The following is a 12,375-nucleotide window of genomic DNA, read 5'->3' on the forward strand; positions in this document are numbered from 1 at the left end:
GGAGCGGGGTTGTTGCTGTTTACGCCTGATACTCACGCTTGAGCAGCGCGAGCATCACCGCATCATGAAAGCGATCATGAAAATACATATACTCTTTCAGCACGCCTTCCTTCTGAAAGCCTGCCTTCTCCAACACGCGAATCGAAGCGGGATTCTCCGGCGAAGCGAGCGCTTCGATGCGGTTGAGACCCATCTCGCCAAATCCGCAGTGCAGCGCCGCCCGCACCGCTTCCGTCGCCACGCCCGTTCCCCAATACTCTCGGTTGATCTCGTAGCCGATCTCGGCGCGAAACGTCTGCGGTTCCCAGTGGTGGAACCCGATCGAGCCGATCAGCCGGTCATCCTCTTTGCGGGCGATCGCCCAGCGCAGCGAGCGATTCTCCTGACGAGCCAGCTCCCGGCTCTTGATCATCTCTACCGCTGTCTCCAGCTCCGTCAGCGGCGTCATCCCGTAATAGCGCATCGTCTCTTCATCAGACAGATTGGCGAAAAAATCTTCTGCGTCGCTAAGACGCAGTTCCCGCAGCCAAAAGCGCTCCGTCTCGATCAATGGCATGGCTTTTAATATCGTCTCTGTGCTCATTCTACTTCCCTCGTTTTCGTTGTAACATCCAGAAAGCGGCTCCGGCCGCCAACAATACGGCAAGCGCAGCCCAGACGCCTGTTGCCCCGAAGTCGATGACCGCATTTTGCTTCTCAGGTTCGAACGGCATCGCCTGCTGCTTGGCCGGCTCGGAGCGCTCGACGCGCTGCTCCACAAAAGACGTCGCCAGGAAATGGGTTCCGGTGCCCAGCGCTTTCAAATCTTCGTCCGCCTGCTGCAGCTCCTTCGTCCGGCTGCACAGAGAGGCATGCAGCCGTCCGTCCTCGGTGGTGTTCGAATAGATCAGGTATTCCTGTCCCGGCTGAAACTTAATCCCGCAGCTCGCTTCCCCGCCGATCGCCGTCAACACCGCGCTCTCGGCGTTGTCGATTCCTTTCCAGGCGGTGTTTACAGCGAATGTCACTTTATAATACGGCGATTGCGCCTCGACTTGCTGCACCTTGCCCGCAAAGACGGCCTTGGCCTCGGCGAGGGCTGCTTGCGGAGACGTCGGCGCCACACAGGAACAGGCATACCCGGGCGTCGGTGCGGCCAGAAACAGCACTTGCAGCATCAGCAAAAATGAAACGGACAACATCAGCGTTTTTTTCACGATTTCCCCTCCTTGTTGTACTGTCAGACGCAAACAAGGGCGGAAGGGTTTCATTTCGATTCGACAAGAATTCCCAACATTTCCTGCAACGGCTCGGACAGCCATTTTTTCTTGTGCCGGATCAACTGCACCAAAAAGTCAGGCTGACCGGTCAGTGGGCGGGCGATCAGCTTGCCGCTTTCCAGTTCCGCCTGCACCGCCATCTGCGGCAACAGCGCCACGCCGAGCCCTTGGCTCACACAGTGTTTGATCGCTTCCAGGCTGCCAAACTCGCAGGTCAGGCGGTACGACACCCCGGCCGCCTGCAGCCCTTGCAGGAGCAGCGCGCGGTAGGTGCAGCCTTCCTCCGTCAGAATCAGACTTTCCTGCTCCAGATCGGCGTACTGCACCTCCCGGAGCCCGGCCAGCCGATGGCCCGGCTGGGCGGTGATCATCAACTCGACCGGCTGCACCGTCTCCACGTGCAGATCCGGATCGGCAAACGGCACGTCGAGGATCAAGCCGATGTCGCAGTCGCCGTCTTTGACGCTTTGGATGACGCCAGGCTCCAAGCCGGGTTTTAACTGCAAGTTCATTCGCGGATACCGCGCTTGGAACGCCTGCAAGAGCGGGGGCAGGAAGTAGGCGGCGAGCGATTCGATCGTGCCGATCGTAAGCGTCCCTGAAGCTTCGGTCGCGAGCGCTTCCTTCGACTCCTGCTGCAGGCGGATCATCTCCGTCGCATAGCCGAGCAGCGTTTCCCCGCTGTGGGTCAGCCGCATGCGCCGCCCGAAGCGTTCGAACAGCACAGTGCCGTATTCCTGCTCCAGCTTTTGGATCTGCGTCGTGACGCTCGACTGCGCATAGCCCAATTCTTCCGCCGCCCGCGTGAAGCTGCCCGTTCTGGCCACCGTGCAAAACGTACGCAAATACTGCAAGATCACAACCCTTCCTCCTCTATCTTCAAAATGATTGATGACTATCATCAATTCCTATCGATAACTGTGATGCTAATCCCCATGATACTGTAAAAACAACCCCAATGAGAAGGAGCGATGTTCTTGAATCAGGAACAGTACCGTCATTTTGCCAACAAGCTGGCCTTTGAGACCGACCCGGCCGATGTGCGGATCGAACTGGAGAGCGGCGAGTGCGATTTTGTATTGCTCGACGCCCGGAGCCGGGAAGCGTATGCCGGCGGGCACCTCCCCGGTGCCGTCTCCCTGCCGTACCGGGAGATCTCGGCAGAAAGCACCGCCGCGTTTGACAAAAACCGCCTGATCGTCACCTACTGCTGGAGCCCGGCCTGCAACGCGGCCGCCAAAGCAGGGCTGCGCCTGAGCGAACTGGGTTTTGCGGTCAAAGAGATGTTCGGCGGCGTCGAGTATTGGCAAAAGGAAGGCGGACAACTCCACTCGTAACGCATGAAAAAACCTCCCCGGCCGGGGAGGTTCCTGTTTTCTTTCCGTTAGATGGCCGGGTAAGCGAGCATACCGCCGACCATGTTTTTCACATTGCGGAATCCTTCGAGCGTCAACACTTGACACACAGCCAAACTCCGTCTGCCCGAACGGCAGACAAAGATGATCTCTTCCCCGCGATCCCACTCCCTGTACCGGTCGATGACTTCGAACATGGGAACGTGCACCGCTTCCGGGATCTTCCCTTCTTCGATTTCCAGATCGGTACGAACATCGATGATCTTGACCGGTTCCTTGTTCTTCAGCCGCTCCGCCACTTCGACAGGCAGGATCTCCTGGATTGTGGACATCACATGTTCCATGTCGTCATCACGCCCTTTCTCAACCCCATAATGCTTTAGTCTATATTGCAGGTTCCTTTTTGAAAGTAATGAAACTCACATTTTAGACTTGCTCGTAGAATATGCCGAGCCGAGGGGTGATTGTGACTGAAGAAGTCGAAGCCAGATGCTTGCACAGCGCCCATTCCACCGCTTCAGCGCTGAGCCGCTTGTTGCAGGAACTCCACGATCTCCCCGCCGATCTGCAACGGGTTGCCTTTGATCTGTCCGAGCAGCGCCCGGAACGACTCCCCGCGGTCGGCAGGGTTCTCCAGATATTGCATGGCCAGCAAACCCGCTTGTCCTTCCTCGCCGAGCTTGGTCAGCCAAGGGCTGATCTCGAGCAACAACTCGGGATTCGCCGTCCCTTGCCGCACGCGATCCGGCAAGGCGGCCAGCGCCTGAAACTCCTCCCGCAGCGCAGCCGGGTCGCCGCCTTGCCAATAGTCAGCGGCAAGCTTGGCAAAATCAGGGTTGCCGCCCGGGCGCAGCGTGCTCTGGGCCGCGTATTGGGAAAACAGCAGCAGCGCCTCCTCATCCTGCACACCGGCCGGGCCATGCATCGCTGCCTTCCAAGCGGTTGCAGCCTCATAACTGTGCGGGTCGCGGAGATAGTCGCCGATCGTTGCCAGCGAGATTTTGGACGCTTCCGGCTGGATCTGAGGATTGGTCAGATAGCCGGACAAATGCTCGCCGAGATCTGCCGAACGGTTTTCCAGCGGCCCCATGATCAGCTGCGGGCGCTTGTTGATCGCGTACGTGTAGTCGTTGACCGGGTAGTTGTCCCAGAGCATCGGCTTGCGGCCCAGCAGTTTGGCCACCTGATCTGCCTGCTCCGAGGTCACCGCCCGATTCAGCACCCACTCTCCCGTCCAGATCACCGGGATCGCCGGATCGAGCGAATTGCGGATCGTCTGCCAGTAACCCGAATCGCCCAGCCCGTAATAGTCGGTCGGCGCAAACCAGAGCTGGAAATCAGGATCTTTGGCACGCTCCGCCCGATACACAGCATTCGCGAGATCGACATGCGCCTTGGCATAGTCGCTGCCGTACACCGCCTGATCTTCCGGCTTAACGATCTCCTGAACATCATCAAACGACAGCATAAAATCATGCACACCATATCCGCGCAGTTGGTCAATCTTCGCCAGTAAACGCTGTCGGTCATCCGGCGAGGAAACGGTGATCGAGTTGGCCACCCACTCGGGGGTCGCCTGTTCGCTCGGCAAAGGCGCCGGGATGCCGGGCGAGATCGAATAGACCAGCTCGATGCCGTTTTGCTTCGCGGTCTCTGCAAGCGACCGCATCTGACCGCCCAGCTCCGGCGGGTACAGCTCGCCCCACTGCCGCCGCTGATACGGGTCATCTTTGGGCGCATAGACGTACGTAGTAAAATGGTGCTGCCCCATGAACGCCAGCATCTCCAGCCGCTGTGCGTGTGTCCACGGCTCGCCGTAAAACCCTTCAATCACGCCCCGCACAGCAAACTCCGATTGCCGCTCAGGCTCCTGTTCTGGCTCCGGCTGCTGTTGTCCCGGCTCCGGCGTTGGATTGGGAGCCGGAGCCGGAGCCGGAGCCGGGTGCGACTGCGGCGTCGGCCACAGGTTCTCACCCCGTACCGCCCACCAACCGGCCGCGACGATCAGCAAAAGGAACGCGAGCACCAGCCATCCTGTTTTCTTCATGCGAACCCCTCCCTGCCTTTCAGCAAGTAGACGTCTCAGTCCGCCCCTTGTTACAAATAGGCTGCCCAATCTCTTCGGCGGCAGACGATCTACCGCTGCGGCAAGTATCCTTTCTCCACCGATTCGCGAATGAGTTCCTGCGCATACTCCCACAGCCGCTCCGACCCTTGCGCGATCTGGCTGTTGCGCGCCAGGACCATCTCCAGCGTAATCCCGTGTTCCTGCCAGGTCTGGCCTTCCGTCTGATAGTTGTGCAACAGCGGCGCCAAACGATCAAGTGCTGCCGCAAACTTCGCCTCTGCCGTCTCGCGCTCCTCAAACTCCAGCCACAGCGCCAGCAGTTCCGCCCCCTGCTCCGCAGGCAGCAGGCCAAAAATCCGCTTCGCAGCCGCCCGCTCCCGCTCCTCTTTGCCGGCTTGTCCTGCCGCGTCATACGCCGACACATCACCGGCATCGATCTCCACGATGTCATGCACCAGCACCATCTTCACCACGCGCAGCAGATCGACGGACGGTTCATTCGCATGCTCCTGCAGCATCATCACCATCAAGGCCAGATGCCAGGAGTGCTCCGCATCGTTTTCATTTCTCGAACCGTTCATCAAGTAGGCTCTGCGAGATACGCTTTTCAACTTGTCGATTTCCACAAGAAACTCCATCTGCTGCCGCAACCGCTCTATCATCGGCACCCCGTCCTCTCAGGAGTAAAATAATTCCTCCTCCTCATCATAAACAATGAATAATCACCAGAAAAGGGGCACGGAAAAAAACCTCCCGCACACACATGCGGGAGGTCTCGACCGTTCCTTCAATTGTCATTCTGCTGCCCTATACTTTAAACTTCCCGACCTTCTCCTGCAGTTCCAGCGCCATCTGGCTCAGCGCTTCGGCCGAGCGGGAGATCTCTTCAATCACCGCCAACTGCTCTTCCGACGAAGCGACCACCAGCTGTGCGTTGCCCGCCGAACCGCGTGCGATCCGGGTGACCTCTTCCACCGCCTGCGCCACTTCCTGTGATCCGGCGCTCATCTCCTGCGACGAAGCTGTCACATCCTGCACTTGCTCCGACACCTGCCGGGCTGCCGTCAAAATCCGATGGAACGCATCGCCCGCCACATGCACCACTTCCGTGCCGGACTTGACTTCCCGGATCACGACTTCCATCGAGCTCATCGCGCGGGACGTCTCTGCTTGAATCGCCTGAATCAACTGCTCGATCCGGCCTGCCGAATGGCCCGACTGCTCGGCCAGCTTGCGCACTTCATCCGCCACGACAGCAAAGCCTTTGCCATGCTCCCCTGCCCGTGCCGCTTCGATCGCCGCATTGAGCGCGAGCAGATTCGTCTGTGCCGCAATGCCGGTGATCACTTCCACAATCGCGCCGATCTCCTGCGAACGCTGCTCCAGCATGTTCACACCGGCTGCAAATTCATTCACCGTCTCCACGATCATCCGCATCTGATGTGCGGCCTGCTCGATCGATTCGGTGCCCTGTTCCGCTTCCAGCGCCGACTGCAGCGAAGTTTCCGCCACCATCACCGACGTGTCCGCGATGCGCTGGATGCCGACGGTCATCCCTTCGATGGCCAGTTCCGACTCCTGCGTGCGCTGCAGTTGCAACTCCGCGCCGGTCGCCACTTCCTGGATCGTCTCCGTCACATGCCCCGTCGAGATCGCCGCCTGCTCCGTGCTTGCCGACAGCTCCTCCGAAGAGGCTGCCACCTGAGTTGCCGTCGCGCTGACATTGCCGATCAGTTCATACAGATTGTCGACCATGCCGTTGACAGAGCGCGACAGGTCCCCGAGTTCGTCCTTGCGATTCTCCGGCAGTTTTTCCACGCGCAGATCGCCGCTGGCCACCTGATTCGCCACCTGCGTCAAACGGCGCAGCGGGCGGGCATTGAAGTGCGCCACCAGATAAGACGCGACTACCGCCACCACCAGCCCGGCCACACCGAACACCACGACTTGGTTGCGGAACTTGTCCACAATCTGATCATAGACAGAGTTCGGCACGCCGACGTAGTACATCCCGATGACTTGTCCGCCCGCATTTTTGATCGGTTCATACGCAGTCTGGCTCATCATGTTCACCACCTGCGCCTCGCCAAAGTAAGGCTCACCGTTCTTGAGCGTCTGTTCTGCAACAACGTCCGCCACCTTGGTGCCGACCGCGCGCGACCCGTCCTCTTTTTTCACGTTGGTCGTCACCCGGGTGTCGCCGAGGAAAATCGTCACCGTACCGCCCGTCAATTCCCCGATCTCATCGACGATGGCCGTATTGTCATTGACCAGCGTATCGCCTTTATACAGCTTGTCCCCTTGCACCTGCCAGTCGCCCGGGAACTTGCTTTCGATCAGCGATCGGCTGAGCTTCATGTCCGACTTCAGCTTATCCACAGCCGCATCTTTAATCTTGCTGCTCAGCGTATACGTCGCAAACGTCCCCATCGCAGCCGTTCCCAACACGATCACCAGCGTAAACAATAGAACGATCTTAGCTTTTAATTTCAAATCGCTCACCCCTAAGTCTATTGCATGATGTTTATATATTGAATTCACCTCTCATTATGCCATGACATCGGGGTAAATCGTACCGAACTTTTTTTGAATATCGAAAAATCAAGACTCAAATGCGTGGCGAACTTGTCTTCACTTACAGCACAATTCCGCGGTGTCCCAATGCTTGGAGCAGATACTGGTGATAGTTCTCCAACTTCCGAAAAGCTTCCTGAAAATCACCTTTGCTGCTCAAATGTCGGCACATGACCAGCACCGCCTCTTCCAACTCGGCAGCCATCCCGTGCTGTTCAAATATCTTGACCGCATCATCAAGATGCGTTTGGCCCTTCCTGTCATCATGCTTGTAAAAAGAGACGTCTGCCAGCACACGATGGACTTTTCCCATCGCCGGGTCGGTGTCGGGAAGCGCTTTCCGTGCTTGCTCAGCATATGTCCGAGCCTCGTCAAACGATTGATGCTCTCTGCAGATCAGAGCGATGTCGGCGTACACTTTTCCTGCTCCCGCTCTGTCTGCTTCTCGCTCACACCGTTGCGCCAGGCTCAACAACTGTTGCACAGCACTCTTCCAATCTCCCGACCCGCGAAGCAGCATGATCGAGCGGTGCTGCAGCTCTTGCCTGATCTTTTCATTCGATTGCTCTTCCAATAATACGGCCGCCTTTGAGGCGTAGTCTTCGGCCTGCTCATACTTCTTTTGACGATCAAACATCTCCGCCAGCCGGAGATAGGTCTTGGCCCGTTCTTCCCTGCTGCCATGATCCAATTGCAAAGCCTGCTCGTAGTATCTGACCGCTTCTCCCGCCTTGCCGACCTTTCCGAGCAGCGCCGCCAACTGCATGAGAAACTTCACATGCAGATCTGCGTCGAGCTGCTCTGCCTTCAGTACTTCTTCCAAGGCACGCTTCGTCAGGAAGAGGGCGATCGGAAGCTCACTCTTCAACTCCGCGGCCTTTCCTAATAGCAGCAAGACCTGCGGAAGCATCGCCGCACTCTGCTCGTGGTTCGCCAACTGATTCAAGTTGCTTTCCGCTTCCGTCACGTTGCCCACCTCAAGCTGACAGCGGGCCAATTCCAGCAACACGTTTCCCTTGGGAATTTTGAATGGAGCATATTCCACAAGACTTTCTAACAATGGAATCGCAGTTCCAAACTCATTCGCCCGCACCATGCCCAATGCCAACTTGTATTTGCTCGAATATTCCAGATCGAGGTTCACGCCTTTTAACAGCTGCTCAAGCGGCACCTCGAGACGCGCTGCAATCTCTGCCAATACCTTATACGACGGGCGAGCCCGGTCTGATTCGATTTGCGACACCATACTTGGCGTGATCAGACCTTCCGCAAGTTCGATCTGTGTCATGCCTTTTTGATTGCGAAACTTTCGTACTCGTTGACCTAACGTTCGGTCCATAAACACGCCCCCTACTTCTTGCACAGTGGTTGTGTAATTATTGTAACCGCAACATTAAGAACTTCTATGTTTTATAAATAAATTGTACCACCAAACAAGAAACAGGCTAATATTAACAGAATAATCTGACAACGTTTCGGGTAATTGGTTTTTCTCGTGAAACATTTACAGAAGGCTCTTGTTTACTTATAATGATAACGATTTCTCTACTTGAAGAATAACTGCAACTCTACTTGAGGTGGTTATGTTCGATGAGTAATTTTGAACCATACACGGAGGGTCTCACACTCTCGCAAACTACATATCGAAGAATCTCTGAAATCATGGAAGAGCGCGGAAAAGCCTATTCTCAACAAGCGATTGCGATGCGGATCAACATCAGCACAGATACGCTTCGCATGAAATTACGAGGCAAAAGAAAGATCTACTCCTTCGAACTGGAACGCATCGCCGAGGCCCTGCATGTTTCTGTAGAACGGCTGATGCAGAGCGATACGAGCGAATTGGAGCAAGAATTGGACCTGATCTTCTCCGCTTTACAAGATCCCGAACAATCAAAATCTGTCGCCCAAAAGCTCTTTTGGTCAGAAGCGACAAGCGATGCTTTTGCGGAGAACCAATATGCAGACCTGATGAAACAAAGGGCGCTGACCATTGCGGAACAGCTCACCCAATGTGCACTCGGAGTGTCAGAAAAAAGCAAGTCTTTTAACCAGTTAGGACGAGCCTATTATTACCTGCACCGTTACCAGGAAGCACACGATGCCTGGCTGCTCGCCTATGGACATGCCAAAAAGCTTGCCGACAAAACCATATCTGAGAAAGAGCCGCTTTTCAACGTCATTACGAACCTGATGATCTCGTACTCCAATCGGAAAGAGTACTCTGAATTGTCTAAAATCCTGAATGACATCGAGTCTTTTTTCATATCTGATCCCAAACGAAAAGGGATCATCAACTACTCACTGGCTAAAATCTCCGAACAGAAAGGAGAGACAGAAAAAGCAAGCCAGTACTACTATGCTTCCCTGAATGCCTATCGCGAGACAGAAGCACCGTTTTTTATCTCGAAAGCTTTGCATAATACGGCATGCTTTGAGTTCAGGTGCGGGAACTTTGCCACATCCAAGGACCTGTTCGAGCAAGCACTTCCCGATTTGTCCGACCATACCTTTCATCGATTCGTCTGTACGAAAGAATACTGCAAAACACTGATCAGTCTCGGTGAAAACAAACACGCTGCGGAACTGATTGCCTCTTCGCTCCGCAAGATTGGCTCCAAAGAGATGCAGCATCTACATGACCAATTCACGTTGATGTTATCGCTGGCCAACGACAACCCCGAACATGCTGAACAGTTGCTTGACCGCGAATGTGATCCGGGAATCAAACAATTAGCTTATCGTCTGTTAATGGATCTCTATGACAAACGGGGCGATTCATATTCGCTAATGAAATACTATAGAATGGCAAAAGATATTGGTTTTTCGAGTCACAATATACTCTTCGAGGAGGATTTGTAATGAAAAAAGTGTTGCTTGGCAGTCTGCTTTTCGTTGTCATCATCGCTCTCTCCTTCACAGGCACCAGTACAATAACAGCTCAAGACCTTCCGCTTGACCCTGTCGGCATTCATTAATTCGTTGATATAGGTATGCGACCTATGCTCGAACGAACATCGGGCTTAGGTCGTTTCTTTTTCTGGAGACGTTCTGTCCCTGCCTTTCGAACCAGTTACCCGGGCGCTCTTTTGACGGAAGGACAGGAAATCGTCTATTGGAACACCAGAATCGAAGATCAAACCGTGCCTGTCTATTTGACAGGAGAGCGCATCACCCTCTGGCAGCGGCAGTTTCAAGACTTACTCAAGTATAAATTAACGGAGTAGACTGGTCTGTCCCCTCTCAAGCAGACAGTGATTGATCTATGTGAAAGGAACGCTTCGAAGCAGACGTTAACTGGACAGTTTTCTTTGCGAGGGTTACAGCCCATCACTTTCACATGCTAATTTCTAGTTATTGTTGTGGCCAGAACCACATTGACCAACCTACTTTTACACAAAAGCGGTCATGAATCCCTTTACCTAAGGATAAAAAGGCTACCCAATTCGATGGGTAGCCTTTATTAACCCCTTTCAAGCGGGGACTCCAATTCTCACCACTTCAGGTGAGTGGCTTTTCACAATGAAGATATATTATTGCGATATGCCCTGCTAAGTTGATGCCGCTTTCTTATTGCTCGAAATTGAACTCTTCAAGGAAAGCGAACTCATTTTCATACGCGGTCTGAGCGAGCATCAGTTGCTTGCTGTCATCGGTCAACTCTTGTACTCGAGTCACGCCTGTTGTTTCGCCCAGGACGATGCCGCGCAGTTCACAGACGCTGTACAAGTTTTCAAACAGCGTAATCGTCTGGTTCGCATAACGCTGCGCCAGTTGATCATCCGGCACCTTGACAGCCTTGATTTCGGCGGTAAGGGCAGCCATTTCCTTCAAATTGGCTTTGTGCTGAGAACGGAACTGCTCGAGGGTGATCTTCTTGTTGAGATAGTTATTCAGGATCGTATCCGACTCTACAGCTGCATCACTTAACGCAGTCAACTTCTCTTCGATCAAACTCACATACTCGCCCAATTCCACGATCGACATAGCCGGATATTGCGAGACAAAAACAGAGACGGTTCCAGCATCCCAGCCCACGTGTGCGTCAAGCGCTTCACTGACAAAGCGAACCGGTACCATGGTGCGGTAGTTGATCGACTCAGCCGGAACGTCAAGCGTTACCGTTTTGCCATTTACAACGGCATTTTTCGATTTCAATTGAAGTTTGATGACGGTGTTCTCGCGCTTGGCCGTGACCGTCTGTGTCTTTTCATCCCACAGAATCTCCGCGCCCAATGCCTCGAAAATTGCACGCAGCGGCACCAGTGTGCGGCCGTTTTTCACGATCGCGGGCTGGTCAACCTTCAAGGTAGCTCCATTCACGTAGACGTTGACTTTGCTGTTCTTCCCCTGCGTGTACATCGGCTGAACTTCTGCAGATGCCACCGATGCCATGCTGCCTGCCAGCATGCCGGTCACAATCAGCGCTGATAAAAACTTTTTCATTAGGCAAATATGCCTCCTCTCAAAGATCACCCCTAATTTCGATAATTTGTGACAATATCCTCCCTATGTGACAAATAAATCCATTATATTAATCTGATGTAATGGATTTAGTCTCACTTTTACAATTCGATTCCTTCTAGTAACTTATGATTCCACTCATTGCTTCACATACTTTTCATGAAGCGCTCGCATCGCATAACATATATACCCAACTCAACAGAAGAAATCGAACTGCGCGGTCCAATTTAATGACGAAGACCTTCGTCTCAGCTAAAAAAGTCGCTTGTTTTCTGGAAAACAAAAAACCTCCAATGATTTTATCATCGGAGGATCGAACTATTTTTTCGTCATAACGCACACGCTCTTTAAGCCTGCTTCTGCAACTCACTCTCATCATACACCGCAACCCAGCCGTCCTTGCTCTCGAAAATACGGATCGCTTTCACCTTGCGCAGTTCCGTCAAGGTGAACCAGTGGCGGGTGTTGGTCGGCACCGAGATCAGGTCGCCCGGGTACAGGAACACGTCGTAGTACGTGTCATCGTTCGGCCCTTTCACGCTTTAGAGCTTGGTAAATTTCTGCAGAGACAAAGCCAAGCTGTACACTATGAAATGTATCATTCGTAAACCGTCCAGCGTGAAGTGCCATCCCCTTTTCCTCTAATTAATATTCA

The 12,375-nt window shown here is 54.1% G+C and carries 12 protein-coding genes; 2 read left to right on the forward strand and 10 right to left on the reverse strand.

The genetic code is table 11. The annotated features are described in order from the left end of the window. Positions 1 to 19 precede the first annotated feature (19 nt). From EV586_RS08840 to EV586_RS08850, 3 genes are read right to left on the reverse strand one after another with little or no spacing between them, the layout of a single operon-like run. The gene (locus tag EV586_RS08840) at positions 20 to 583 is read right to left on the reverse strand and encodes a GNAT family N-acetyltransferase (protein ID WP_165898454.1); all 564 of its coding nucleotides are present in this window, start codon (positions 581 to 583) and stop codon (positions 20 to 22) included. Between the two features lies 1 nt (position 584). Then, complete coding sequence (locus tag EV586_RS08845; RefSeq protein ID WP_165898456.1) at positions 585 to 1,196, reverse strand: hypothetical protein; 612 nt, start codon at positions 1,194 to 1,196, stop codon at positions 585 to 587. 50 nt (positions 1,197 to 1,246) lie between these two features. Continuing rightward, positions 1,247 to 2,119 (reverse strand): LysR family transcriptional regulator, encoded by an 873-nt coding sequence (locus tag EV586_RS08850; protein ID WP_132944736.1) that lies wholly within the window; start codon positions 2,117 to 2,119, stop codon positions 1,247 to 1,249. Positions 2,120 to 2,236: 117 nt separating this feature from the next. Here EV586_RS08850 and EV586_RS08855 point away from each other — a divergent pair, with 117 nt between their 5' ends. Next, positions 2,237 to 2,596: a rhodanese-like domain-containing protein gene (locus tag EV586_RS08855; protein WP_243652991.1), complete on the forward strand. Its 360-nt coding sequence runs from the start codon at positions 2,237 to 2,239 to the stop codon at positions 2,594 to 2,596. 47 nt (positions 2,597 to 2,643) lie between these two features. Here EV586_RS08855 and EV586_RS08860 read toward each other — a convergent pair whose 3' ends face one another. The 5 genes from EV586_RS08860 to EV586_RS08880 form a co-directional block, all read right to left on the reverse strand. Further along, the gene (locus EV586_RS08860) at positions 2,644 to 2,958 is read right to left on the reverse strand and encodes a rhodanese-like domain-containing protein (RefSeq protein WP_243652992.1); all 315 of its coding nucleotides are present in this window, start codon (positions 2,956 to 2,958) and stop codon (positions 2,644 to 2,646) included. Between the two features lie 173 nt (positions 2,959 to 3,131). Beyond that, entirely contained in the window at positions 3,132 to 4,661 is a 1,530-nt protein-coding gene (locus EV586_RS08865; RefSeq protein WP_132944738.1) for a protein O-GlcNAcase, read from the reverse strand. Positions 4,662 to 4,750: 89 nt separating this feature from the next. Further along, positions 4,751 to 5,344: an HD domain-containing protein gene (locus EV586_RS08870; RefSeq protein ID WP_132944739.1), complete on the reverse strand. Its 594-nt coding sequence runs from the start codon at positions 5,342 to 5,344 to the stop codon at positions 4,751 to 4,753. Positions 5,345 to 5,489: 145 nt separating this feature from the next. Continuing rightward, positions 5,490 to 7,175, reverse strand: a complete 1,686-nt coding sequence (locus EV586_RS08875) for a methyl-accepting chemotaxis protein (protein WP_132944740.1) — start codon at positions 7,173 to 7,175, stop codon at positions 5,490 to 5,492. A gap of 142 nt (positions 7,176 to 7,317) precedes the next feature. Then, positions 7,318 to 8,595, reverse strand: a complete 1,278-nt coding sequence (locus tag EV586_RS08880; protein WP_132944741.1) for a helix-turn-helix domain-containing protein — start codon at positions 8,593 to 8,595, stop codon at positions 7,318 to 7,320. Between the two features lie 251 nt (positions 8,596 to 8,846). Here EV586_RS08880 and EV586_RS08885 point away from each other — a divergent pair, with 251 nt between their 5' ends. Then, the gene (locus EV586_RS08885) at positions 8,847 to 10,118 is read left to right on the forward strand and encodes a helix-turn-helix domain-containing protein (RefSeq protein WP_132944742.1); all 1,272 of its coding nucleotides are present in this window, start codon (positions 8,847 to 8,849) and stop codon (positions 10,116 to 10,118) included. 708 nt (positions 10,119 to 10,826) lie between these two features. Here the strand turns inward: EV586_RS08885 and EV586_RS08890 are convergent. Both EV586_RS08890 and EV586_RS08895 read right to left on the reverse strand, forming a co-directional pair. After that, positions 10,827 to 11,702, reverse strand: a complete 876-nt coding sequence (locus EV586_RS08890; protein ID WP_132944743.1) for a copper amine oxidase N-terminal domain-containing protein — start codon at positions 11,700 to 11,702, stop codon at positions 10,827 to 10,829. A gap of 365 nt (positions 11,703 to 12,067) precedes the next feature. After that, positions 12,068 to 12,259, reverse strand: coding sequence for a hypothetical protein (locus EV586_RS08895; protein WP_132944744.1), 192 nt, complete (start codon positions 12,257 to 12,259; stop codon positions 12,068 to 12,070). Positions 12,260 to 12,375: the final 116 nt, after the last annotated feature.

The organism is Tumebacillus sp. BK434, from assembly GCF_004340785.1.
Classification (GTDB): Bacteria; Bacillota; Bacilli; order Tumebacillales; family Tumebacillaceae; genus Tumebacillus_A.